Annotated in this window: 22 protein-coding genes; 14 read left to right on the top strand and 8 right to left on the bottom strand. The window is 35.2% G+C overall.

Features of this window, described 5'->3' with window-relative positions:
• Positions 1-149: 149 nt before the first annotated feature.
• A complete protein-coding gene (locus VB264_RS20865; protein WP_309994517.1) occupies positions 150-338 on the bottom strand; it encodes a hypothetical protein in 189 nt (62 codons plus the stop codon).
• Positions 339-774: 436 nt separating this feature from the next.
• On the opposite strand from VB264_RS20865, the gene rimO reads away from it, so the two are divergent.
• Positions 775-2,085: a 30S ribosomal protein S12 methylthiotransferase RimO gene (rimO, locus tag VB264_RS20860; RefSeq protein WP_323252614.1), complete on the top strand. Its 1,311-nt coding sequence runs from the start codon at positions 775-777 to the stop codon at positions 2,083-2,085.
• Positions 2,086-2,207: 122 nt separating this feature from the next.
• On the opposite strand, the gene VB264_RS20855 is transcribed toward rimO, so the two are convergent.
• Entirely contained in the window at positions 2,208-2,822 is a 615-nt protein-coding gene (locus VB264_RS20855; protein ID WP_323252648.1) for an inorganic pyrophosphatase, read from the bottom strand.
• A gap of 92 nt (positions 2,823-2,914) precedes the next feature.
• Positions 2,915-3,535 carry a TatD family hydrolase gene (locus VB264_RS20850; RefSeq protein WP_323252612.1) on the bottom strand — a complete coding sequence of 207 codons (621 nt, stop codon included), beginning with the start codon at positions 3,533-3,535 and terminating at the stop codon, positions 2,915-2,917.
• 238 nt (positions 3,536-3,773) lie between these two features.
• Between VB264_RS20850 and VB264_RS20845 the strand changes: the two genes are divergently transcribed.
• The 5 genes from VB264_RS20845 to VB264_RS20825 all read left to right on the top strand — a co-directional run bounded on the left by VB264_RS20845 (position 3,774) and on the right by VB264_RS20825 (position 10,833).
• On the top strand, positions 3,774-5,273 hold the full coding sequence (locus VB264_RS20845; protein WP_323252610.1) for a cryptochrome/deoxyribodipyrimidine photo-lyase family protein: 1,500 nt from the start codon (positions 3,774-3,776) through the stop codon (positions 5,271-5,273).
• Positions 5,274-5,364: 91 nt separating this feature from the next.
• Positions 5,365-5,943 carry a peptide deformylase gene (gene def / locus VB264_RS20840; RefSeq protein ID WP_323252607.1) on the top strand — a complete coding sequence of 193 codons (579 nt, stop codon included), beginning with the start codon at positions 5,365-5,367 and terminating at the stop codon, positions 5,941-5,943.
• Positions 5,944-6,321: 378 nt separating this feature from the next.
• Entirely contained in the window at positions 6,322-8,670 is a 2,349-nt protein-coding gene (locus tag VB264_RS20835; RefSeq protein ID WP_323252605.1) for a ChbG/HpnK family deacetylase, read from the top strand.
• A 131-nt stretch (positions 8,671-8,801) separates the two neighbouring features.
• Positions 8,802-9,665: a DMT family transporter gene (locus tag VB264_RS20830; RefSeq protein ID WP_323252603.1), complete on the top strand. Its 864-nt coding sequence runs from the start codon at positions 8,802-8,804 to the stop codon at positions 9,663-9,665.
• A gap of 58 nt (positions 9,666-9,723) precedes the next feature.
• A complete protein-coding gene (locus VB264_RS20825; protein ID WP_323252601.1) occupies positions 9,724-10,833 on the top strand; it encodes a M15 family metallopeptidase in 1,110 nt (369 codons plus the stop codon).
• A gap of 88 nt (positions 10,834-10,921) precedes the next feature.
• Here VB264_RS20825 and VB264_RS20820 read toward each other — a convergent pair whose 3' ends face one another.
• Positions 10,922-11,266 (bottom strand): response regulator, encoded by a 345-nt coding sequence (locus tag VB264_RS20820; RefSeq protein WP_323252599.1) that lies wholly within the window; start codon positions 11,264-11,266, stop codon positions 10,922-10,924.
• 325 nt (positions 11,267-11,591) lie between these two features.
• Here VB264_RS20820 and VB264_RS20815 point away from each other — a divergent pair, with 325 nt between their 5' ends.
• The 3 genes from VB264_RS20815 to VB264_RS20805 all read left to right on the top strand — a co-directional run bounded on the left by VB264_RS20815 (position 11,592) and on the right by VB264_RS20805 (position 12,923).
• Entirely contained in the window at positions 11,592-11,900 is a 309-nt protein-coding gene (locus VB264_RS20815) for a YtxH domain-containing protein (protein WP_323252597.1), read from the top strand.
• Positions 11,901-12,031: 131 nt separating this feature from the next.
• On the top strand, positions 12,032-12,403 hold the full coding sequence (locus VB264_RS20810; RefSeq protein ID WP_323252594.1) for a phage holin family protein: 372 nt from the start codon (positions 12,032-12,034) through the stop codon (positions 12,401-12,403).
• Positions 12,384-12,923, top strand: a complete 540-nt coding sequence (locus VB264_RS20805; protein ID WP_323252592.1) for a hypothetical protein — start codon at positions 12,384-12,386, stop codon at positions 12,921-12,923. Before VB264_RS20810 ends, VB264_RS20805 begins: the two co-directional genes overlap by 20 nt.
• Here the strand turns inward: VB264_RS20805 and VB264_RS20800 are convergent.
• Positions 12,920-13,366 (bottom strand): response regulator, encoded by a 447-nt coding sequence (locus VB264_RS20800; RefSeq protein ID WP_323252590.1) that lies wholly within the window; start codon positions 13,364-13,366, stop codon positions 12,920-12,922. The genes VB264_RS20805 and VB264_RS20800 overlap by 4 nt on opposite strands.
• Before the next feature lie 12 nt (positions 13,367-13,378).
• A complete protein-coding gene (locus VB264_RS20795; protein WP_323252588.1) occupies positions 13,379-14,776 on the bottom strand; it encodes a sensor histidine kinase in 1,398 nt (465 codons plus the stop codon).
• A gap of 387 nt (positions 14,777-15,163) precedes the next feature.
• On the opposite strand from VB264_RS20795, the gene rpoN reads away from it, so the two are divergent.
• The 5 genes from rpoN (at position 15,164) to VB264_RS20770 (ending at position 22,165) form a co-directional block, all read left to right on the top strand.
• On the top strand, positions 15,164-16,621 hold the full coding sequence (gene rpoN / locus VB264_RS20790; RefSeq protein ID WP_323252586.1) for an RNA polymerase factor sigma-54: 1,458 nt from the start codon (positions 15,164-15,166) through the stop codon (positions 16,619-16,621).
• Between the two features lie 84 nt (positions 16,622-16,705).
• Positions 16,706-18,172, top strand: a complete 1,467-nt coding sequence (locus tag VB264_RS20785; protein ID WP_323252584.1) for a sigma-54-dependent transcriptional regulator — start codon at positions 16,706-16,708, stop codon at positions 18,170-18,172.
• 50 nt (positions 18,173-18,222) lie between these two features.
• On the top strand, positions 18,223-20,265 hold the full coding sequence (locus VB264_RS20780) for a PAS domain-containing sensor histidine kinase (RefSeq protein ID WP_323252582.1): 2,043 nt from the start codon (positions 18,223-18,225) through the stop codon (positions 20,263-20,265).
• Positions 20,262-20,705 (top strand): response regulator, encoded by a 444-nt coding sequence (locus VB264_RS20775; RefSeq protein ID WP_323252580.1) that lies wholly within the window; start codon positions 20,262-20,264, stop codon positions 20,703-20,705. Before VB264_RS20780 ends, VB264_RS20775 begins: the two co-directional genes overlap by 4 nt.
• A gap of 11 nt (positions 20,706-20,716) precedes the next feature.
• Positions 20,717-22,165: a hybrid sensor histidine kinase/response regulator gene (locus tag VB264_RS20770; RefSeq protein ID WP_323252578.1), complete on the top strand. Its 1,449-nt coding sequence runs from the start codon at positions 20,717-20,719 to the stop codon at positions 22,163-22,165.
• Here VB264_RS20770 and VB264_RS20765 read toward each other — a convergent pair.
• Positions 22,149-23,006: a hypothetical protein gene (locus VB264_RS20765; RefSeq protein WP_323252576.1), complete on the bottom strand. Its 858-nt coding sequence runs from the start codon at positions 23,004-23,006 to the stop codon at positions 22,149-22,151. The genes VB264_RS20770 and VB264_RS20765 overlap by 17 nt on opposite strands.
• A 19-nt stretch (positions 23,007-23,025) precedes the next feature.
• The gene (locus tag VB264_RS20760) at positions 23,026-23,961 is read right to left on the bottom strand and encodes a YihY/virulence factor BrkB family protein (RefSeq protein WP_323252574.1); all 936 of its coding nucleotides are present in this window, start codon (positions 23,959-23,961) and stop codon (positions 23,026-23,028) included.
• Between the last annotated feature and the right edge of the window lie 451 nt (positions 23,962-24,412).

Below are 24,412 nucleotides of genomic sequence, written 5' to 3'. Positions count from 1 at the left end.
CTCACAGCTCATTTTTAGCTTTTTATTAAAATAGCAAGATATTAAAATGAAATTTATCCATGAGTCTAAACGCTCATAGCTCATAGCTCATAGCTCATAGCTCATAGCTCATAGCTCATAGCTCATAGCTCATAGCTCATAGCTCATAGCTAGTTCTGCGTTCCTTGCTTAATCGCCTCATAGTCAGTTTTCAATCGCCCCATTTCTCTTGCAATAAATGTTTGTAATTGCGTATTAAATGTCTTTTTGTCTTCTTCGTTCAAAGAAGCATAAAAATCTTTCAATTCTTGGTTGATTGCTGCACGTTCCTCTGCCGAAGCGGCATTAATTGAACGCATATGATATTGTTTGAAATTGAAATCCATGAAGGTTAATTTGAAAATTTGAATAATTATTGATTTAGAATAGGTAAAATCAACAATTCTGAAACGAGTTAGCTTAATTTTTCGAACTACAAAGTTAGAATATTCACTGTAAATAAAGGAGAATAATGAACGATGATTTCGAAAGAGATGGATTCACTGTCAAAATATAAAGCTTAAATACTCTTCATATTGCTCCTAAACCAAAAGAAAAGCTAGAACCTCTCTCTTTAAAGCTTAATGCTGATAAATTTTGTTGTAAATTGCAGGCTAATTCAGAAAATGGCTAAAAATATATCTTGTATCATCTTTTGAATAAAGGGCTGACGCTTATTTAGATAAAAGCCTTGCTATTAACAGACAATCCGTGCCAAAGCACACATAATTTCCCACTGAATTTGGGTTCGTTGAAATGAAAACTAAAACATTACGTAAGAATAAAGTAAATATAGTAACACTGGGTTGTAGTAAAAACCTAGTGGATTCAGAAGTAATTTATACGCAATTAAAAGGCAATGGCATGAATGTTACACATGAGTCTAAAAAAGACGATGCCAATGTTGTAATTGTAAATACTTGTGGATTTATTGATAATGCCAAACAAGAATCTATTGATACTATTTTAAGATATGTTGATGCCAAAGAGTCGGGTATTATCGATAAATTATACGTAACTGGTTGCTTGTCACATCGTTATAAAGACGAATTAGAAGCTGAAATTCCTATGGTGGATGCTTTTTTTGGTACCAATGAATTACCTCGTTTACTAAAAACCTTAAAAGCAGACTATAAACATGAATTAATTGGCGAGCGTTTGTTGACTACACCAACGCACTATGCTTATCTGAAAATCGCCGAGGGTTGCGACCGCCCATGTTCTTTCTGTGCTATTCCTTTGATGCGTGGAGGACACGTTTCTCGTTCTATCGAAGACTTAGTCATTGAAGCTAAATCATTGGTAAAGCGTGGTACAAAAGAATTGATTTTGATTGCCCAAGATTTAACCTACTACGGATTAGACATTTACAAAAAGCGTAATCTTTCTGAATTATTAGAGCAATTTGCAGATATTGAAGGTCTTGATTGGATTCGTTTACAATATGCTTACCCAGCAGGTTTCCCGATGGATGTATTGGATACGATGGCTAAATACCCAAATATTTGTAAGTATTTAGATATGCCTTTGCAAAGTGGTTCTTCGGAAGTATTAAAGAGAATGCGTAGAGGAATTACCCGTGAAAAAACAGAAGATTTAATCAATGCTATTCGTGATAAAGTACCTGAAATTGCTTTAAGAACAACGTTGATTTCGGGTCATCCAGGTGAAACAGAAGCTGATTTTGAAGAAACATATCAGTTTGTAGAGAAAATGCGTTTCGACCGTCTGGGCGTATTTACCTATTCACATGAAGACGACACACACTCACATTCTTTTGAAGATGATGTACCTGCCGAAGTGAAACAAGAACGTGCTGATGAGATAATGGCTTTGCAACAGGATATTTCGATGGAATTGAACCAGAACAGAATCGGGAATACTTATAAAGTATTATTTGATAGAAAAGAAGGAGGATACTTTATCGGAAGAACACAATTTGATTCGCCAGAGGTAGATAATGAAGTATTAGTTCCTGCTAGTCAATATGTACGTTTGGGCGATTTTGCGAACGTAAAAGTAAATCGTGCCGAAGAATTTGATTTGTACGGGGAAGTGGTTTTATAATTTGAAAATTTAGAGATTTGAAAATTTGAAAAAATTATAAAGTATGGATGTTTGATTGTTATCGGCTTTCCTCGCATTTACAATTTTCAAATTTTCAAATCCTCAAATTTTCAAATCAAGTATTATCCTACCAAGTTACGGTAGTCTTCTCTTGATTTAATGATAATTTGATGAGCAACTTCTGCACCATATACCTCATCAATATCAACAGCTACTTGCTCTTCTCCTGGAATATTTTTATATGTTAAGAAATAGTGAACCAAACGATCAATAATTGGTTTTGGACACTGAGAAATGTCTGTCCAGCTTCCATATAATGAATCGCCTTTTAATACCGCAATAATTTTATCATCAGCTTCTCCTTTGTCAATCATTCTGATTCCACCGATTGGAATAGCCTGACAGATGATATCTCCATGCGTAATGGTACGTTCAGAAAGCACCAAAATATCTAATGGGTCACCATCGCCAGATTCAATCACTTTTCCTGATTGCTCACGAGCAAACTGAGCCGTGTTTTCTCCACAATAAGTCTGCGGGAGGAAGCCATACAAGGCAGGAACGATGTTAGAGAATTTTTGAGGACGGTCGATTTTCAAATAACCTGTCTCTTTGTCGATTTCATACTTTACAGTATCAGTCGATACAATTTCGATGAAAGCAGTCACTACTTTCGGCATGCCGTCTCCAATCTGGATACCATGCCACGGATGGGCTTTATAAAAGTTTCTTTGCATACTAATGGGTTGGTAGTGGATGGATGGTGGTGTGTGAGGAATACCTGTTTTAATCACTTTCTCAACCGGCTTTTTAACTCTTGTTTTTTTTTTCATACCACGCTCGAATCGGCACTTACTACTTTTTTGAAATTTTGTAATATTTGTTCTTGTAAAACTTCAACAGGCTGTGTTAAATAGGTTGAAGCATGGGCAAATATAGTCGAAATAAAACAAATTTTGTCGTCTGTTTCTAAAAATAACTGCTGAATTGGAATAGATGAAATGTTTTTACTAGCGTTCGATTGAGAATTCAATAAGGCACTTCCCAATGAAATATAAAATTGATGCTGAACCAGTTGAGCACAAATCTGGGGATTGTTATTAAACCCATGAACAATTAATGGAACTTTGGGCTTCAGCCTTTTTTTTAAAGCGATTAACTCTGAAAAAGCCTTTACACAATGGATAATCACAGGTTTCTGTAAAGTTTCAGCCAAATGTATTTGTCGAATAAAAACCTCCTCTTGAATATTCATATTCAAATCAATTAACCTATCTAGCCCACATTCACCTATGGCTAATACATTGGGATGCTTTGCCAATTGTGCTAATTCCTCAAAATCCTTGTCTATATTTTCCTGTTTTATGTACCACGGATGTAAACCTACTGAAAAATTCCCCTCAGATAAATCTAGCCAGCCAGAAGCTGTTTGAGCGTTGATGATACTCATAGTCTTTGGTTCTATGTAAGGATGATGTGTATGGATGTTAATAAAACTTGACATTGAAAATAAGAAATGATTAAGTAGAAAGTGGAAAATAATCTCCGTAGTTCTGCGAAAACAATCAGCGTGAATCAGCGGGTAAAATACGATTTATTACAAAAGAAGACCATTTTTACACTTACCTAAACAAATATATGCCTTTTATGATTTAGTCAGTATTCAATATGTCTTCAAACCCAATATCGTGATTAATATACTTTGGTTCAAACGGGATTTACGTTTACGAGATAATGCCGCTTTGTCGGTCGCTCTGGCGGATAAAAAACCGTTACTGATGGTCTATTGCTTTGAACCTACCATAATACAAGATCCTCATTATTCACCAAGACATTGGCAATTTGTTTGGGAGGCTCTACAAGATTTAAATCAACAATTGGAAGGTATTAATCCACAGATTTCTATCAAAATCATTTATTCAGAGGTAATCCCTTTTCTGGAAAATTTACAGCAAAACATCCCTATCAACAAGATTTTTTCTCATGAAGAAACAGGACTAAAAGTTACTTACGACCGTGATAAAGCCGTGAGTGCTTTCTGTAAGAATAATAATATTCAATGGTTGGAATATCAGAGCAATGGAGTAATACGAGGGAAAAAGAATAGAGAAAATTGGGTAAAAGACTGGCACAAATATATGAGCAAATCCCTTGAAAAGCCAAATTTTACACATTGGTATTCAGAAAATGAAGCGTTGAATAGTTTCCAATTCCAAGAAATTTCTTCACCAGAAATAATTTTTAAGGGTTATGCCTTCAATAAAACCCAACAACCGGGTGGAGAAAGCTTTGCACACCGTTATCTTAATTCTTTTCTGAGCGACAGGGCTAAAAACTATGCTAAATCGCTTTCTAAACCTTTGGCTTCACGCAAGGGTTGTAGTCGACTTTCGCCCTATATTGCTTGGGGTTGTATTTCTATCAGACAAGTATATCAGGCTGGATTACAAACATCTAAAGTTAATCCAGCTTTGAAATGGCAATTAGATAATTTTGGGTCGAGATTACGCTGGCACTGTCATTTTATTCAAAAATTTGAGATGGAAGACCGTATGGAGTTCGAGAACCTGAATCGTGGCTATGATACATTATCTATTTCAGAAAATCAGGAACACTATAGGGCATGGGCAGAAGGCAGAACGGGGTTCCCACTGGTAGATGCTTGTATGCGATGTTTGCACGAAACTGGTTACCTAAATTTTAGGATGCGAGCCATGCTAGTTTCGGTGCTTACACACCAATTATTTCATCATTGGAAAGAAGGTGCATTACATTTAGCAAGATTGTTTTTAGATTTTGAACCGGGCATACATTATCCACAATTTCAAATGCAGGCGGGTGTTACGGGTATTAATACTGTGCGAATGTATAACCCTATCAAACAATCGCAAGAACATGATTCCGAAGGCGTTTTTATCAAGCAATGGCTTCCTGAATTACAAAAATGCCCTGTTGAATACATCCATGAACCATGGAAGATGACGAATCTGGAACAAGATTTTCACGGGTTTCATCTGGGCGAAGACTATCCTTTTCCTATCATCAACTTTGAAGAAAATACCAAAATTGCTAAAGAACGCATCTGGGGACATCGTAAAACGGAGGGTGTGGCAGGGGAAAAGAAACAAATAATAGAAAAACACACTATTCCCACCAAGGAAGCTTTGCAGCGAAGAAAGAAAAAATAAACCTTTTCCGTAACTTTGCAGGAAGATTTGGAAATGCAAATCACATACATAACAAAACGACGTATTTAGTCGCATTCAGAAAACTCAGAAAATGATTTATCCTATAGTTGCTTACGGTGATTCCGTGCTTAGAAAAGTTGCCGTTGATATAGAAAAAGGCTCGATTGATGTAAAGAAGTTATCAGAAGATATGTTTGAAACCATGTACAATGCTTCTGGTGTAGGCTTGGCTGCTCCGCAGATTGGTCTAGCCATCAGAATGTTTGTAGTAGATGGTCGCCCTTTTAATGAAGGAGAAGATTTAGACGAAAGAGATAAAGATCCATCATTAGTAGATTTCAAAAAAGTATTTATCAATGCCGAAATCTTGGATGAGGATGGTGACGAATGGGCTTTTGAAGAAGGATGTCTGTCTATTCCAAATATCAGAGAAGACGTATATCGTCCTGAATTTGTTAAAATTAAATACTTGGATGTTGATTTTAAGGAGCATATCGAAGAATTTGAAGGCTTAGCTGCCCGTATTATTCAACACGAATACGACCATATCGATGGTATTCTTTTCACTGACCATTTAAGTCCTGTAAAAAAGAGAATGTTGAAAAACAAACTTGCTAATATTACCAAGGGTAATATTAAAGTAGATTATAAGATGAAGTTCCCTAAGTAATTGGGAAAAGAAGTTGAAACATAATTTTCATTTATAATAATCAGTGTTAAAAGTTTAGTATTTATTATTGTACTGTCCTTACTTTTCTTTTCTTGATAAAAGAAAAGTAACAAAAGAAAATCAAGAATTCCTAATCGCATCGGCGAACCGACTCGCTCCGCTCAAACAGTAGGAATTCGAAAGGGATAATCAATCATTAAAAAGCGGTCGAAAACTTATTTCGACCGCTTTTTTTATGGTTTTAACATTCGAGATGACTTTTGTTAATTTATAGCAATAACTGCGTTAACCTAATACAGAACAGGATTATTTATTGATTAGTTTTTGTTAATTTGTTGAAAACAATCAGCTTTTCATCCTTAATCATCCTCTTTGGTAATGAGAAAAATATTTATTCTCCTTTTTGTCAGTTTTCAGTTGTTGGCTCAAAAGCCAGTTGTTCTTCCAAGAAGCACGCCCGAAGCAGAAGGTGTTTCTTCTGAAGCCATTATTAATTTTCTCGATGCCGCTTCAAAGAGCAAACACGAGTTTCATAGTTTTATGATGCTTCGTCATGGCAAAGTTGTGGCCGAATCTTGGTGGAATCCTTATGCCAATGATTTAAAACATACGATGTATTCGGTCAGCAAAAGCTTTACGGCTACCGCTATAGGCTTTGCGGTAACAGAAAAAAAATTGAGTGTGGATGATAAAGTAATCTCTTTTTTCCCAGAAGATTTACCAACACAGATTAGTCCATATCTAGCAGAGCTAAAAATAAAAGATTTACTGACCATGAGCGTCGGACACGCAACCGACCCAACAGGCGAAATTGCTGGCAAAAATGAAAACTGGGTAAAAGCTTTCCTACGTACGCCTATTGTCAACAAACCAGGGTCTAAATTTTTGTATAATTCAACGGCTACGTATATGCTATCAGCTATTGTACAGAAAGTAACAGGGCAGAAAGTGATTGATTACCTAAAACCAAGACTTTTTGACCCTTTAGGCATTAGTGGGATAGACTGGGAAGTAGACCCTAAAGGTATCAATACAGGTGGTTGGGGATTACGCCTAAAAACGGAGGATATGGCCAAATTTGGTCAATTATTTCTACAAAAAGGAATGTGGAAAGGCAAACAAGTGTTGCCAGCATCGTGGGTAGAGGAGGCTTCGACCATGAAAATTATGCAGGACCCTAATGCCACACAAGCCAAAAAAGATTCTAGCGATTGGCTACAGGGCTACTGTTATCAAATGTGGCGTTGTAGAAACAATGGTTTTAGAGGAGATGGCGCCAATGGACAATTTATCATCGTTTTGCCAGAGCAAGATGCCGTAATCATTGTTACAGCCGAAGCACCCGATATGCAAGGCGAATTTAATTTACTCTGGAAATACCTTTTACCTGCTTTCAAAGCCAAAAAATTACCAGCTAATCCTACGATGTTAGCTAAGTTGAAAGAAAAATCGGCTTCTTTGGCATTAGCCATTCCTAATAAAAGTAATAGTTCTGGTATAGAAGCGAAGATTTCGGGCAAAACATTTGGGATGATTACAGGCGATAGGAGTTTTGAAAATATACAATTTAATTTCAACGATGGTGTTTGTAAAGTAGCCTTCAAAACCGATTCAACAACTCATCAAATCCCTTTTGGTGCGGGAAAATGGGAATTGTCTGAAACGACCAAATTCGGACCGTATTTAGTAGCAGGAGCAAAAGCGAATAGAGTAGGACTGCCAGCCTTCAAAGTAGCGGGAAGCTATACATGGAAAGATGAAAATACCTTGGTATTAACGTTACGCTATATCGAAAGTCCGCATACAGAAACCATCGTTTGTAGTTTTGATAGCGAAAGTGTATCGGTAGATTTCCAGAGTATATTTACCATCAACCGAAAAAGAAGCATCTCTAAAGGCATTTTATTCAGTAATAAAGCGAATGCGCCGAAGTTAATCGTCAGAGGGGATGATATGGGGTATTCACATTCAGGCAACGAAGCATTGATAAAATCTTATAGAGAAGGTATCGAAACATCCATTGAAGTGATTGTGGCGTCGCCATGGTTTCCAGAAGCGGTGAAACTACTGGCTGAAAATAAAACTGTAGATGTAGGGCTACATTTTGCCATTACTAGCGAATGGGATAATGTAAAATGGAGACCCCTCACTGAGGCAAAAAGCCTACGAAATGAGGATGGATATTTTTACCCAATGCTTTTCCACAACAATAACTACCCTAAACAAGCGGTATTGGATAATGATTGGAAGCTTGAGGACATTGAAAAGGAATTAAGAGCTCAAATTGAGATGGCGTTGAAATATATCCCAAGATTGAGTCACGTTTCTGGTCACATGGGTAGCACGGGCTTTACTCAGGAAGTAAAAAACATGGCAAGACGTGTAGCAAAAGAGTATAAGCTGACGATGGTAGATGTAGATTCGATGAAGGATATTAATGTGGCTTATACTGGTTTTGACTTTAATAATAAAAGCACTGAGGATAGGATTGAAGGCTTTATAGCCATGCTGGATAAACTAGAAGATGGCAAAACCTACGTGTTTGTGGAACATCCTGGGCTTGATAATGACGAACTTCGTGCTATATACCATATCGGTTATGAGGATGTAGCCAAAGGTCGCCAAGATGTAACCACTATTTTTACAAGTGAAAAAGTAAAGACAGCTATACTAAAAAAAGGAATACAATTGGTAAGTTATAAAGACGTAATTGAAGAGAAAAAGTAAATAAAATTCAGGATTAATATTCCTATATATACGATTTTAGCATCAATAAGGCACACTTTTACGCTAAAAAGGCTCAAATTTGAAACTGATTTAGCCTAGTATGGCTTATTGAAGTATAAGAATCGTATTGAATGAAAAATATTATTATAGGGTTGCTTTTTGCAATGCTTTGGGCATCAGCATCAGCAGCCACCAAAATTGGGCTTTTATCTGCCCAACCTTTCGTCATCGGTAGTTGTAGGTTTTTCTTGGCAGGCATTTTAATGTTAGGTTATAGCCACATTGTCAAGAAAAATCCTCTACCAAATACCCAAGAGTGGAAAAAAATCGCCATTTATGGTTTTTTGAATGTTACGGTATATTTAGGATGTTTTGTTGTAGCACTCAAGCATGTGTCAGCAGGCATCGGAAGTTTGGCTGTGGCAACAAATCCACTTATTATTAGTGTTTTATCTGCTTTTTGGCTTGGTCGTTCCGTAAAAAGAACAGAGGTTTTTGGTTTAATATTGGGTATTTCAGGGGTCGCTATCGCTACTTACCCACTTTTGCAACAGAGTTTTGCCGATGTTGAGGGGTTACTCATTCTTTCAGCCAGTATGATAGCCTATTCAGTAGGGACAGTTTATTATTCCGCTCAAACATGGCATCTGTCATTATCTACCATCAATGCTTGGCAAGTATTAATAGGAGGGTTTTTCCTATTACCAATTACTTATTTCTTTACTGACTGGTCGCAGAATGTATATGACTTTAAATTTACGATGTCTGTGCTTTGGTTGGCCATTCCAGTATCCATCGGTGCAGTACAATTGTGGTTATATCTCCTCAAAATAGACCCCATAAAAGCCTCACTTTGGCTTTTCCTCAATCCGATTTTTGGGTTTATTTATGCATCATTGATTTTGGATGAACCTATCACATCTTATACTTATATCGGGACGTCGTTAGTGATAGCTGGCTTGTACTTAGCCCAGCGAGATAAACTAAATGCTTGAATTAATTGCCTGATTGGCTATTTTCTTGTATTTTGGTATAAATATTCCTTAATACTTTATGATCATATCTGCCTTACTTTTAAGAAATTTTCTGAAAATACTCATTGCCTCGGTTACCTTATTTGCTTGTAATTTGATTGATAGCTCATCAAATTTATTTAAAGATGATTCTTGGCAGGATTTAACTTGTGATACAACACAGTATGTGAATGAGTTGAAGGTATACACCCTTACACAGCCATTCTATTTAGCAGATACTTTGCTGAAACAAAATCTAAAAGCGAGGAATATTTATGTCGCTTTTGTGGATACTTTGGGTAATATTCAGGCAACAGCGTTACAGGCAGGGGATGATGCAGAAGATTCGGAAATTATCAATATTACTGGTTTTCCTGACTTAAATATTACTTGGCAAGAACAAGCCTATCTATGGGCATTAGTCAAACAGCCAAGTTATTTATACAATCGATGGGAAAATATGCTTGGTGATGAGCGTAAAACTTTTCTTGGGAAAAGAGATTCTGTATTGTCTATCATGAAACGGAAATATCGCTCTATCAAAGTAGTTTCAGATTTACGTTCTACGAGCCGTCAATTACATTATTTAGGAAAGAACAAAACGGCTACACCAGTTTCAATGCATAATTTCGGTTTAGCGGCAGATTTTGCGATTTATAATCGCCGAGGAAGAATGTCGAATAACTTAGTTTTTTATCGCCCTTTAGATAGCCTAACAGAAGCATTTGGTCTTACATGGGGCGGTAATTTTGTGGGTTTTATCGATTCTGGGCATATACAGTTGTATAAAAACGGCGCAGAATTATTAAGGAAATATCCTGATTTAGTCTTTGAATTTGAGCCTTTCAGACCGATATACAATACTTGGATGAACAAAATGATAGGCTGGGGCAAAGAACAAAAAGCGGGAGATACTAAGGAACTTTTGCAGGAACTTAATAAAATAAAGCAAGATAAACCATGCCAGTGTATGGATAGCCAAAGTGAATTACCAAATATTTTGGTTGATAAAATACAGTTACAATTGGCAACTTCGGACGGATATCAGACAGAAAATGACCTATTGTTGATAGGAGATTTATCTTCACAAACTGTAAGCTTAATTACGGCCAAAAGTAAAATTGCTTACCCTTTGGGTTTGTGGAAATAAAGGTATTAAGGTTTAGAGATTAAATAAGTAGTAGCGTATCATTGCCAATAAGGAAATATCCTGTGCCAATTATAGCGAATTATGTGTTTTACAAAGTAAGTGATTTCTCAATTTTAGTGAAATCCAGAGGCTTTTCTATAAATAAATCAGCACCTACACTGGTAGCAATTTCATATAAATTCCCCATTGCACTAATCATTATAATTTTAGAATCGGGTGAAATAGATTTTATCTCTTTTACACGGTCAATTCCATACCCATCTGGCAAATTGTTGTCTAAGAACAACCAGTTAGGTTTTACCTCCAAAGCTTTTCCAATTCCTTCTTGGAGCGTCAGAGCATAAAATGATGAAATACCTTTTCTTTTAAGAAAATGTTTTAATAAAAGGCAGGTGTCTTTTTCATCATCGATAATTAAAGCTACATTTTTCATGGCATTTGGCAGTCCAAATTTTAGTCTTGTCAGCCTTTTAAACACTAATGGTTATAGGAAACAGCATAAGATTTATGTTGAACTTTTTAAGTTTTACATATATGAAGAACATCAATAAAAAATCATGCCAGTGTAATATAAAGATTATTAAAGTAAAAAGATAAATTCCACAATTTGAGGATAGTGCACCTCAAAACTATCCAAAAAATAGGTAATTGTTTGAGGTATGGAAATTTTAAGATGAGAAATAGGAATGACGTTTTGATAGGTTTATTCAATCTATTAGACGAAGATATTAAAGATTCACACTAAAACAATTTTTATCATGTCAAACAACGCAAAAATTATTGTTGGAATTGCGGCAGCCGCAGCGGTTGGTGCAGCAATAGGGTTAATATTCGCTCCTGAAAAAGGTTCTGATTTAAGAAAGATTGTAAAGAAAAATGCTAACAATTGGGCAGATGAATTATTAAGTATGGTTCAGGAAAGGGGTAATCAAGCGAAAGCCCTAGTTGAGGATGCTGAAAGCAGAGCTAAAAGTTGGAAGAACAAAGCCAAAGACGAATTTGAGCAAATAGCAGATAATACTGTTAGCACTGTTAAGTCGGCACAAAGAGATGTAGCAGGAGCTTAGAAGGGAATGAGCTGACCAAAAAATACCTTTGGTAATTCCTTTGGTCAGCTCGAACTTATTTAGGTGGTGTTGTAATGCTTTGGCATTACTTGTCAATTATTATCGCTAATCAAGTTTTACTCAATAAAATTATGACTGTTTTTGAACAAGTTAAAGATACTTCTGAAGACGTCTTCGAACACGCTAAAGAATATATTGAGGCACAGTGGGAATTAGGTGTGTTGAACGCTTCTTATAAAGCGGCAGACGGCATCACTAGTGCTGCTACGGCTTTGATTTTTATTGTTATTGGTATGATTGCATTGTTGTTTATGAGCGTTTCTCTGGCGTTTTTTATTGGGCAACACTTCAATAGTTTTGCTCTTGGATTCCTATACGTCGGAATGTTGTATGTTATAATTGCTATTTTACTTTGGCTTTTGAAAGATAAATATATAAAAGTGCCTTTAATCAATTCTTTTTTAAAGAAATTTTCTAGCGGAGATGAAAATACAAAACATTAATCAATATAAAGCGGAAAAGCTACGCCTTGAAAACCAAATAGTGGTTTCCAAAGCTAAACTTAGTAAAGATTTCGAAGACCTTAAAGCTGAAATAAATCCAGTTCGTCAGATTGCAGGGGCATCTCAACAATTGTTTGTTCAGAGTGGTCGAAATAATGTATTAGTAAATTTTGGGCTCAATTTAGGCGTTGATGCCATCTTGAGAAACTTAATTTTACGACGAGCATCATGGATTACTCGCCTAGTAGTTCCTTTTTTTGCCAAGAATCTATTGAGCAATTACGTTGCCAACCACAAAGGTAATTTGGTGGAAGAATCTGTCTCTTGGATTAAAGAAAAAGTTGCTCCAGCCCATACAGCCATAGAAAATCCATCAAAGCCTCGAAGAGGTTTGGTAGAAAAAGCACTGATGTGGGTAAAAGATGCTACCAGCGAAAAGCCTGAGCCTGTGTTAACAACAATATCAATAGATAACGTACCTATAAAAAAGAATCAACACCACGTAAGAAAAACTGTTTAGCCGATAACAGGAGGGAGTGTCACGATTTCTAGCCAAAACTTTGTTATGACTGTAATAATGTCAGTGAGCTCTGTAAACGAATTAGGTTTAACTATGTAAGCATTAGCACCATAAGAATAGCAAAGATTAATATCTTCTTGGGCTTTAGAGGTTGTTAATACTATTACAGGTATGTTTTTTAGTAATGGATTTGTTTTTATTTCTTTGAGTGTCTCTCGACCATCTTTCTTAGGCATATTCAAATCTAAAATAAGAATTGATGGCCTAGCGAATGTAAGTTTATCAGCAAATTGTCCCTCATTTTTCAAATATTCTAGTACTTCGATACCATTTTCAACGAATTGAATAGGAATATGTGATGCACAATCATCAAAGGCCGATTTTACTAAAAACTTATCATCATCATCATCGTCAGCAATTAAGATTTCATATCTTTTTTTCATTTCATCAAGTTATTAAGCAGTAATTGGGAAATAGATACTAAATGTTGCTCCATCATACGATTTGCCTTCGGCAAAAATAAAGCCGTTGTGATTATTCATCACTCTTCTGCAAATAGCTAAGCCAACACCAGTACCTTGATAGGCATTGCGGTTATGTAAACGCTGGAAAATTACGAAAATTTTCTCACAATATTCCTCTTCAAAACCAATTCCGTTATCCTGTACTGTAATTTTATGGAAAAAACGGTCTTCATGTACGCTAGAAAGTTGCGCAATGCTATTACCTTGTACAGTAGAATATTCAATATTTATTCTAGGCAAAACTCCTTCTTTTGTATATTTTAATGAATTGCTAATAATGTTTAAAAAAAGCTGTCTCATCTGAAAACTATAAACTTTTATTTCTGGCAATTTAGCAATTGAGAAACTTGCATTTTTTTGAGTTATTACTTCTGAAAAATCACTCAAGACATCTTCTATGATGTTATTTAGATTAACGTAGGCTAGTTCCTGTTTTTTAGGACTTACCAATCTCGAAAAATTCAATAAGTCATCTATCAATATTTGCATTCGGGTAGCCGATGCCGAAATTTTATCAAGCGTTTCTTGTCCATCTTCATTTAAGAACATTTTTTGTCTCACCAATAACTTATCGCAAAAAGCCCTGATTTTTCTGAGTGGTTCTTGCAAATCATGCGATGCCACATAAGCAAATTGTTCTAATTCAGTATTGGAGCGATTGAGTTCTTCAATTTTATTTTCCAGCGCACGTTGAAACTTAAAACGATTTTTAAGTTCAGAATAGATTAAGTAGAATGATATAAATAGCAGTGTGAAAGAGGCAACTGCAAGCATAATTTGGTAAATAGGCAAGAGCGACTGTCCGTGAGTTTTGGAACGCACCCTCGTATCAAGTAGTGATTTTTCGTTGCTTTGAAAAGTAGTAATCCATACCCTCAGATTATCCATCGCCTCCCTTCCTTTTTCAAATACATTCAATTCTAGTGGTTGACTGTCACTGGTAGTATTAATACTATAATCTACATATTTTATTTTCTCTTTCACCATCGCCTCAATTTTACGTAAACTTCTTAACTGCACAGGATTATCAGCTACTAATAATTTAAGGGTATCTAACCTTGCAAATACCTTTTTTTTGCCTTCTCTATAAGTCTCCAAGTGAGTAGCATTTCCACTGATGATATACCCTCGCTGACCTGTCTCAACATCTTTCATAGATGAGATAAGCTCTTCACTTAACCATAGTACAGATTGAGTATGTTCAACTAATTGGGCATACTCTTTATTTAAAGAAATTTGTTCGAAAGAAATCCAAGATAAACCACCCAGCATAAAGGCAAATCCTATAAAAGAAGCAATAATGAATTGTAAGGTCTGAGATCTTTGCATAATTAACAATTTGTTATGGTATAACAAATTTTAAAATAAAGAGTTATAAAAACTTTAAAAAATAACTTTGAAGCTGTTTAACAATTTTTATATAGAAGATAGAAATATGATGAACGGTTTATTTTAATTTTTCAATAAATTAAAAGTGTTTCTACAAACTGTGGAATATTTTGCACAACTTGTGCAAAAGTATCACTAGCCACCAACTCCCCAAATAGTTTTATACTTTTTCAGAATATTTATATTTAATATTTATATTTATTTAACTATCTAAAAATCAATAGATTGTCTTTTTAATTTATAGCTTTTTATAAAAAAATAAATTAAAACAAATTTACGGCTCATTAATTGAAAATAGGTAGTCGTCACTCCTAAAACTATATTACCATGATGAATTTATCTCAGAGCCAGAGACAGACTTTCAAAATTACGCCTTTGCAAATACAAATGCTTAATTTTTTACAATTATCAACACTTGAGTTGGAAGAACGTATCAAAAATGAATTGGAAGAAAATCCATTGTTAGAAGAAGGAGCTATAGCTGCTGAGGATTCTTCTGATGATTTTGATAAAGATGGTGAAGTAGATGATTTTCAAAATATTAGTAAACCAGACAACGACTATGCCGACTGGGACGAGTATGCTCATGATGATATTCCCGATTATAAGACCAAAGTAAATAATCATAGTGAGGACGATGAACTGTATAGCTTGCCCATCGCACAAAATACCGATTGGCGTACTGAATTAAAAAGTCAAGTTCATTTTTTACCCTTGAATGAAAAGCAAAGTGTTTTAATAGATTATATCATTGATTCCTTAACTGACGAGGGATTCTTGACTTACACATCAGAAGAAATTGCCGATGATTTTTCTTTTGCTAACGGGCTCTTTGTAGATCCCATTGATGTAGAGCAATTACTAAAGGTATTGAGGATGATGGAGCCTGTAGGAATCGCTTCAGCAGATTTACAGGAGTGCTTGATGAGACAGCTTCAATATAAAAAAGATAGAGGACAGGAGGTATCTTTAGCAATTGATATTGTGGCGTTTAATATGGACGAACTAGCGGTGCGTAATTATGAAAAAATTATGCGTTTAAGAGAAGTAAGTTCAGATGAATTGAAAGCTGCCTTAGCGCAAATTACTGCTTTAAATGCCAAGCCTGTGATTGATGGAGAGACGTCTTCTATTGCGGTAAAAGACAATATCATTCCAGACTATATCATTACGTATGAAACAAATATGTATGGAGATACTCAGATAGATATCGCCTTGAATAATAGTAGAATACCTTCGTTAAAAATTAATCAAGATTTTGCCAATGCTATCACCTCCAACAAAGATAAAGCGGCAAATCAATATATCAGTAACAAAATAAGCTCTGCTAACTGGCTTATTGAAGCGATACAACAAAGAGAAATGACGATGCTCAAAACGATGCAGTCGATTGTTTATCTTCAAAAAGATTTCTTTAAAAATGGCGATGTTAGTAGTTTACGTCCAATGATTTTGAAAGACGTTGCCACTCAAATCAGTATGGATATCTCAACAATTTCAAGGGTGACAAGTGGTAAATATGCTCAGACACCTTTTGGAATTATTAATTTAAAAGATCTCTTTTCTGAAGGAATACGTATGGATTCGGGAGGTGAAGTTTCAAACCGTGAGATTCAACAGGCTATTGCTAATTTAATATCGAATGAGAATAAGAAAAATCCATTTAATGATTTTCAATTAATGGAATTATTGGCACAACAAGGGTACAACATTGCGCGAAGAACTGTAGCTAAGTATCGCGAAAATTTAAATATTTCTTCGGCACAACTAAGAAGACAACTATAATAAACTAGAGATTGTAATGATTAAGAAGCATACACACTTGCTTTCTTAAGATTACCTTTTGTCTCTTTACTCAACAATAGAACTATGCAACGGATTTTAGTAATTGACGATGATATTGATATATGCTTACTACTTCGTCGTTTTTTGACCAAAAATAATTATGAAGTAGCAATTGCACATGATGGTAATACAGGTTTGAATTTACTTCAGGAGTTCAGACCAGATTTAATCATGACTGATTTTAGATTGGGCGATACCGATGGTAGTACGATACTATTGAAAATCAAAGAGAAATTTCCCTTTGTACCTGTATTGATTATTACTGGTTATTCAGATATAAAGGTTGCAGTAAATGTGATGAAAATGGGGGCTTATGATTATATCACAAAGCCACTATTCCCTGATGAAATCTTGCTAACAATCAAGAAAGCCTTAGAAAGTGTAGAAACTGAAAAAGGTAGTATGCAAGATTTAGGAGAAGAAACTGAGGGGACTGTAAGTACATCCTCAAAAAAGAAACCAAGTAAACCTGTCAATTATATTTTTGGAGATGGCGCTGAATCAAAATTCTTGATTCGCCAGATTGAATTGGTAGCACCTACTAATTACAGTGTATTGATTTACGGAGAAAGCGGTTCAGGAAAAGAAGCTATTGCCCAAGAAATACATTTGCATAGCAAAAGAGCTAACCAGCCTTTTGTAGCAATGGACTGTGGGGCTATTTCTAAAGACTTAGCAGGGTCGGAATTGTTCGGTCATGAAAAAGGAGCTTTTACTGGAGCTTTGAATCAGAAGATTGGTCACTTTGAAATGGCCAATGGTGGAACGATTTTTTTGGATGAAGTAGCTAATTTACCTTATGAAGTACAAGTACTTTTATTGAGGGTAGTGCAGGAAAGAAAGATGAAACGAATTGGAGGGACCAAAGAGATTCCTTTAGATGTTAGAATTTTAGTGGCTTCAAACGAAAAATTGATTGAAGCATCGAAAAAAGGAAAATTCAGAGAAGACCTATATCACCGTTTTAACGAATTTAGTATTGATGTACCGCCATTACGTGACCGTAAGGCGGATATTATGGTTTTCGCCAAGTTTTTCTTAGATCAAACCAATGCAGAATTAGGAAAAAAGGTAAAAGGGTTTACTGCCGATGTAATTGATAATTTTATGAATTATGCATGGTATGGCAATCTTCGTGAAATGAGAAATGTAATAAAAAGAGCGACATTGTTAACTGACGGAGAATGGATTGAGTCGAAAACACTTCCTTTTGAAATCTCAAATTACGCTAAATTATTATTTACCGAAACCAATCCAACACCAATTGCAACACCTGTACCCTCAGTTGAGCCTGTTCATGAAATTCAAGAGACTACATCGCCAGCAGAGATATTTTCAAAACCTTCGCTGAAATCAGCGGCCATCGAGGCCGAATATGATATGATATTGAAGGTGTTGAAAGAAGTAAACTTTAATAAAAGTAAAGCTGCTAGGATTCTAGGGATTGATAGAAAAACCCTTTATAACAAAATGAAGGTATTTGAGTTATAAGCACTTCCTATTATTTCTAGTTTAATAATGCCCCAAATACATATAAATTAATGGACGTACCCAAATATTTGTTAGAAGTATTTAAAACGGATACTGATAGCCAATCGGATATTTTCAATGGCTTTTTGCAAGCAATACCTAGTTTTGTATACCTGTTAGATTTAACAGACCAAAAGGCCATTTACTTAAATACTCGGAATAATATTGTTTCAGGCTATTCTCCAAAAGAATTATTTTCTAATGATGCAGAGGTATTTCCAATCCAAAATTTCATATCTGCGGAACATTTTTTCCAATTTTTGAAAGATTCTTTTAAGGATGCTGCCATTAATGACAGCCAAACACTTGTGTTGAAAATAAAAACACAAGCTGGGCAAAAAATTACGGTCAGTAATAAAGTTACCTTAACGGAAAAGGATGATGACGACCTGCCAAGTGTATTGACGGTCTTAGCAGATGATATTACCGTTCAGAACAAAATTGTTGATAAAACAATACAAGTACAAAACCAATTAAATGATGCTGAGAAGTTGTTTAACTATGGCAGCTGGGAATGGTGGGTAGGCGATAATTTTGTGATTTGGTCTGATGGTCTTTATGAAATGTTTGGGTATGACAAAAATGATTTTAAAGACTCATTGATGCCTTATGGGTTTTATCAAAAACATATCTCTCCTAAAGATATCACTAGGGTTATCAAAGTGACTATGGATGCCTTAGATGAGAGAAAGGAAATCTATGAATATGAGCATGAAATGCGGGATAATAAAGGCAATATCAAGCAAATAGCAGTGCGAGGTAAATGCTTTTTAGATGAAAAAGGAGAAATAATTCGGGTACTTGGTACTTCGCATGATATTACAGAAATAACAAAAATTAAGCAAGAGTTAGAAACAAAGGTAGAGGAATTATCCAAGGCTTATGATGAACTTAGAAAAAGCAAAGACTTATTCAAAGAGGCTGAAGCTATGATGAGTTACGGAAGCTATGAGTGGAATGTACAAAAAGATGATATCCAGTTTTCTGATGGATTAAAACGACTGTATGCTGGAAGTGATATTACTAAACTCCCTCCTAAGCTAAATCTAGATTTTTGTTACACTCGAATACCGAGCGAAGATTTAGAGAATGTTAAAAATGTCCTTCACAATGCGATAGCTTATAAGGAAACGTATTCATTCGAGCATAAAATAGTTGATTTGGATGGTATAGAGAAAGATGTACATACCAAAGGCTGGGTAACGATTGATGAAGCAGGAAATACCCTAAAATTGATTGGTAATACTGTTGAGGTAACAGAGTTGAAAGTTTACGAAAAAGAGCTTGAACGAAAAATAGAAGAGCTCAATCAAACTAATCAAGAATTAGGGCAATTCGCTTATGTAGCATCACATGATTTAAAAGAACCTCTTAGAAAGATTACAGCTTTTGGCGATAGACTTAATCAAAAATATAGCCAGCAGCTTGATGAGAACGGACGTTTTTATCTTTCTAGAATGATTGATTCTGCTAAGCGAATGGAGGTTTTGATGGAAAACCTTTTATCATATTCTCGTTTATCAAGAAAGATGGTATCTTTTGAGCGTTTAGACCTCAATAAAACGATTGAAAATGTATTGAGTGATTTAGAAATCAAAATTAATGAAACCAATGCTCAGGTGTGTGTAACTAAAATGCCGATTCTGGAGGCATCTGTAACTAAAATGCATCAATTGTTTCAAAATTTAATCAGCAATGCATTGAAGTTTGTTAAACCTAACCAGACTCCAGAAATACATATAGATGCCAAAGAGGCTACTAGAGGAGAATTAATCAGATTGGGTTTAGACTACAAGAATAAGAAATATTGCAAAATTACAGTAAAAGATAACGGGATAGGTTTTGAGCAGGAATATGCTGAGAAGATTTTTGTGATTTTTCAGCGGTTACACGGTAGGGCAGAATTTGATGGAACAGGACTAGGGTTGGCAATTTGTAGAAAGATTGTAGAAAACCACCAAGGATTAATTATGGCTGATGGTATACCCGACGAGGGGGCTACCTTTACAATATTTTTACCTACTGACCCAGATAGTTTAAATAAGAAATTATGAATCAAAAGAAAAGTGTAGTTATTCTAATCGCAGATGATGACCTGGATGACAGAATAATGACTCAAGAAGCTTTAAATGATTATAATGTAATAAATCAAGTAAAGTCTGTTGAAGATGGCGTTGAATTAATCGACTACCTCAGACACAATGGCAAGTTTAATAATCCGATTGAAAACCCCCGTCCAGACCTTATCCTTTTAGATTTGAACATGCCTAAGATAGATGGGAGAGAAGCCATTAAAATTATAAAATCTGACCCTGATTTACGCAGTATACCTATCATTGTATTGACTACTTCTAAGTCGGACATAGATATCATCAAAAGTTATGATTTAGGTGTGAACTGCTTTATATCTAAGCCCGTAACTTTTACGCGTTTTATAGAGGTAATTCGTACTATGGGGAAATATTGGTTTGAAATTGTTGAATTCCCAAGTTGATAAAATAGCATATGAGAGACAATACTACAATTATTAAATTATTACTTGTTGATGATGATGAAGATGATTTTTTGCTTACAAAAGATTATCTAAGTGATATTGAAACTCAACAATTTGAAATTGATTGGGCTTTTTCATTTGATAATGCAGTAGAAAAAATCAAAAATAAGCAATACGATTTATGCTTTTTCGACTTTTTATTGGGGTCTAAAACAGGCCTAGATTTACTAAAAGCGGGTACAGATCATGGCTTAAAAGCTCCTGTTATTTTATTAACAGGGAAAGGTGATAAACGTATCGATGTAGAGGCAATGTCACTCGGTGCGTTTGATTATTTGGTGAAAAGCGATTTAGACGCTGACAAGCTAGAAAGGTGCATCCGTTATGCACTAGAAAGAGCCAATACGCTTTCGACGCTCCGTGAAAGTGAGCGTAAGTATAGAAATATCTTCGATCAAACAAAAGAGGCCATTTTTACCGCTCGGTTAGATGGGACTTTCAATTACTTTACTCCTTCAACAGCCGAACTTTTTGGTTATACAGAAGAGGAGCTTTATCGACTAAAAAGCTATTCTGTTTTTGTTCATGCAGCAGACCGTCGACAATTTATTAATAAGTTGGAATCAGAAGGGGAAATCAGCGACTTTGAAGTACTGTTGGAAACTAAATTTGGAGAAAAAAAGCAATGTTCTATTCACTGTAATCGTCAGTTAGATAGCGATGGTAATCCATATTACCTCGGTATCATACATGATATTACAGCTAGAAAGAAAGATGAACGTGATTCTTTACTCTACCAAAAAATGGCAGCTACGGGGCGTTTAGTTCGCACTTTGGCTCATGAGGTTCGTAATCCACTTACCAACATCAATCTTTCGATTGAACAGATGGAAGTTGATTTTGAGGAAGATGCCGAAGATGCCAAATTCTTTATTGATATTATACGAAGAAACAGCCAGCGAATCAATGACTTGATTTCTGAATTATTGAATACTTCCAGACCGTCTGAAGTAACCTTTAGTAGATATACTTTACAAGAAATTTTAGATAGTACTATAGAACAGGCAATAGATAGAATTAACCTAAAGAATATTCAATTAATTACCGATTACTCTTCAGATATTTGGATTGATGTTGATAAAGCCAAAATTCAAATAGCCCTCCTCAACATTATTATTAATGCGGTAGAGGCTATGAAAGAAGGAGAAGGTATTTTGATAATTAAGGCTACCCAAAGGAGTAAATTTGCCATCGTTACGATTGAAGATAACGGGGTAGGCATTAGTCAAGAACATATTGACCGACTTTTTGAGCCTTATTTTACTTCAAAAAATAATGGTATTGGCTTGGGCTTGGCCGCTACCCTCAACATTATACAATCTCATAAAGCGAGGGTAGAGGTTGACTCAGAATTAGAAAAAGGTACAAAATTTACGATTACCTTCACTCAGGTATCGTAGTATTGTGATTGTGTGGTTCTGGAAGTTTCTTCCTAGAAGAAAACAATAGAATGGTTGAAGCCATTACGATACTTGCGATGATGATTACAATTCCCAAAATAGCACTAAATACAATGTATTGATAGAATATGGTATCATTATAACGAGCTAGGATGATACCACACAAGGCCCAAATGGCGGCGAATCCTACATAACTATTCCTTAAATTAATGACCAATAAGAACGTAATAAAGCTTCCGGCTAGGATCATGATACTTGCCCATGACTGCCCAAGGATGTAGCCTTCTGTCCATCCAAATCCTACTAAACAAGCCGTAGCATTGGCGATTGTAACAATACAAATCCAGCCTAGGTATATGCCAAACGATGCTTTTATGATAAACCTCGTAGAACTTCTAAGATACGACTGAGTTGCTTTTATATGGTAATTGATTTTGAGTAATGTAACCAGAATCCCAATCATAATAACCATTGATACGAACAAAAACTCATAATGCCAAGCTAAAATCCATAGCGAATTCAGGATAGCATTGATGATAAACCAAAAACCGATTTCATCCACCACGAAACCGATGGTTGGATCAGGCTTTCTCTGAAAAAGGCTTTTTGATTGCACAAAGCAAAACAGCAATAATAGAAAATAGATTACTCCCCAGATAGAAAAAGTAATACCAGCAGGCACAAACAAATTAGGATATTGATCTGACAATTGCTTGGTCGTTTTGTCATTGAGTGGTAAAGCATTCGCTAAACCATTCATGATTACCATTACAATAAAGAAGATAAAATTGAATACTTGTAATGATTTTATTTTTATAGGATTTAATGAAACTGCTTCCATAATTTTTAAGATTAGTTTGTTAGTTAGTTACTGGGCGTTTTACTTCAAGTTCTTTTTTTATGATAAATACGGCATTGCTATTAGGCTCTATTGGCGTGCCATAACGGCGAGTATAGACTTTGGTGAATTCTGCCCCAAAGTATAGTATAATAGATGAGTAGTATACCCATAAGAGAATTAAAACAATTGAGCCAGCCGCCCCGAATGTGGAAGTAACCCCCGATTGTCCGAGATAAACACCAATTAAAAATTTGCCTCCCATAAATAGCAAGGAAGTAAGACTTGCGCCAATCAGCGTATCTTTCCACGAGATTTTACCGTCGGGTAGTACTTTAATTATTACGCCAAAGAGGAGGGTAATGATTCCCCAAATGACTATAATATTTATCAAGCTGAAAAGGAATACAGTAAAGCTACTCTCAAAATACCGCTGAAGTTGTGTGTCGAATAGTCCTAACAGGGCATTGATTGTTAAAGAAATCAATAAAAGGAAACCAAGCGTGATGATGAGTGAAAAAGATAAAAAACGGTTGATAAGATATTTTACCCAACTATTTTTAGGTTTGGCCTTCAACGACCAGATATAATTGATAGAATCTTGAATTTCTGCAAAAACCCCTGTTGCTCCTAGTAAAAGTGTGACAAAACCAATAATGGCAGCAAAACCCGACTGGTTCGACTTTTCTGCATTTTTTAACAGTTCTTGTACTTGTTTAGCTGCTGAATTACCAATTAGTTGATTTATTTGCCCAAAAAGCTCGCCTCGTATGGCATCTTTACCAAAAAAAATACCCGCTACTGAAATCACAATAATAAGCATCGGAGCAAGCGAAAAAATAGTATAATAAGATAAAGAGGCACTCAGTTTGGTAGCATTATCATTTGAAAATTCACCAAAAACTTCTCCTGCAAAACTACTATATTCTTTTAATTTATGTTTTAGGGTATATTTCATTGTTGTATTATTTTGATGTTACTAATCTGCTAATATTATAATGCCATTATAACCTGTATAAAAATGTAGATATTTTTCTACATTTTTGACCTTTTAAAAGGGAATTTTGCCTTTTATTTGTGGCATCAAAATTTAATTAATGAAAATGCTTAATAAATGTTACCTTTTAACGATTAATTACGTATAAAGTAATAGAAACCAAATATGTAATTGTCTGATATGTATAATTTAATTATAGCCTCCTTAGTGAAAAAAGTTTTCTCTATGATTACCTTTTTACTATTAATAAGTTGGGTAATCAGCGTTTTTATGTTTAGTATAAATGGATTAGTCTACTCTACCCGATGTTTTTTATTAAATATTGATAATGAGATAGTTGTATTTGAATCCACCGAGTAAATATATTCAAAAGCTCTTCCCAGATTTTCAAAAATCCTTGATTGATGTTTCT

The organism is Arcicella aquatica, from assembly GCF_034928825.1.
GTDB classification, from domain to species: Bacteria; Bacteroidota; Bacteroidia; order Cytophagales; family Spirosomataceae; genus Arcicella; species Arcicella aquatica.
The sequence above is the reverse complement of the archived record's forward strand: the minus strand, read 5'-3'. Positions and strand labels throughout refer to the sequence as shown.

Excerpts from the sequence above, each read along its gene's own strand:
- rpoN (WP_323252586.1), top strand. The coding sequence starts at position 15,164 with ATGATGAATTTATCTCAGAGCCAGAGACAGACTTTCAAAATTACGCCT.
- VB264_RS20810 (WP_323252594.1), top strand. The coding sequence starts at position 12,032 with ATGACTGTTTTTGAACAAGTTAAAGATACTTCTGAAGACGTCTTCGAA.
- VB264_RS20815 (WP_323252597.1), top strand. The coding sequence starts at position 11,592 with ATGTCAAACAACGCAAAAATTATTGTTGGAATTGCGGCAGCCGCAGCG.
- VB264_RS20850 (WP_323252612.1), bottom strand. The coding sequence starts at position 3,535 with ATGAGTATCATCAACGCTCAAACAGCTTCTGGCTGGCTAGATTTATCT.
- VB264_RS20820 (WP_323252599.1), bottom strand. The coding sequence starts at position 11,266 with ATGAAAAATGTAGCTTTAATTATCGATGATGAAAAAGACACCTGCCTT.
- VB264_RS20855 (WP_323252648.1), bottom strand. The coding sequence starts at position 2,822 with ATGCAAAGAAACTTTTATAAAGCCCATCCGTGGCATGGTATCCAGATT.
- VB264_RS20775 (WP_323252580.1), top strand. The coding sequence starts at position 20,262 with ATGAATCAAAAGAAAAGTGTAGTTATTCTAATCGCAGATGATGACCTG.
- VB264_RS20830 (WP_323252603.1), top strand. The coding sequence starts at position 8,802 with ATGAAAAATATTATTATAGGGTTGCTTTTTGCAATGCTTTGGGCATCA.
- def (WP_323252607.1), top strand. The coding sequence starts at position 5,365 with ATGATTTATCCTATAGTTGCTTACGGTGATTCCGTGCTTAGAAAAGTT.
- VB264_RS20785 (WP_323252584.1), top strand. The coding sequence starts at position 16,706 with ATGCAACGGATTTTAGTAATTGACGATGATATTGATATATGCTTACTA.
- rimO (WP_323252614.1), top strand. The coding sequence starts at position 775 with ATGAAAACTAAAACATTACGTAAGAATAAAGTAAATATAGTAACACTG.
- VB264_RS20795 (WP_323252588.1), bottom strand. The coding sequence starts at position 14,776 with ATGCAAAGATCTCAGACCTTACAATTCATTATTGCTTCTTTTATAGGA.
- VB264_RS20780 (WP_323252582.1), top strand. The coding sequence starts at position 18,223 with ATGGACGTACCCAAATATTTGTTAGAAGTATTTAAAACGGATACTGAT.
- VB264_RS20825 (WP_323252601.1), top strand. The coding sequence starts at position 9,724 with ATGATCATATCTGCCTTACTTTTAAGAAATTTTCTGAAAATACTCATT.
- VB264_RS20835 (WP_323252605.1), top strand. The coding sequence starts at position 6,322 with ATGAGAAAAATATTTATTCTCCTTTTTGTCAGTTTTCAGTTGTTGGCT.
- VB264_RS20800 (WP_323252590.1), bottom strand. The coding sequence starts at position 13,366 with ATGAAAAAAAGATATGAAATCTTAATTGCTGACGATGATGATGATGAT.
- VB264_RS20770 (WP_323252578.1), top strand. The coding sequence starts at position 20,717 with ATGAGAGACAATACTACAATTATTAAATTATTACTTGTTGATGATGAT.
- VB264_RS20805 (WP_323252592.1), top strand. The coding sequence starts at position 12,384 with ATGAAAATACAAAACATTAATCAATATAAAGCGGAAAAGCTACGCCTT.
- VB264_RS20760 (WP_323252574.1), bottom strand. The coding sequence starts at position 23,961 with ATGAAATATACCCTAAAACATAAATTAAAAGAATATAGTAGTTTTGCA.
- VB264_RS20865 (WP_309994517.1), bottom strand. The coding sequence starts at position 338 with ATGCGTTCAATTAATGCCGCTTCGGCAGAGGAACGTGCAGCAATCAAC.
- VB264_RS20765 (WP_323252576.1), bottom strand. The coding sequence starts at position 23,006 with ATGGAAGCAGTTTCATTAAATCCTATAAAAATAAAATCATTACAAGTA.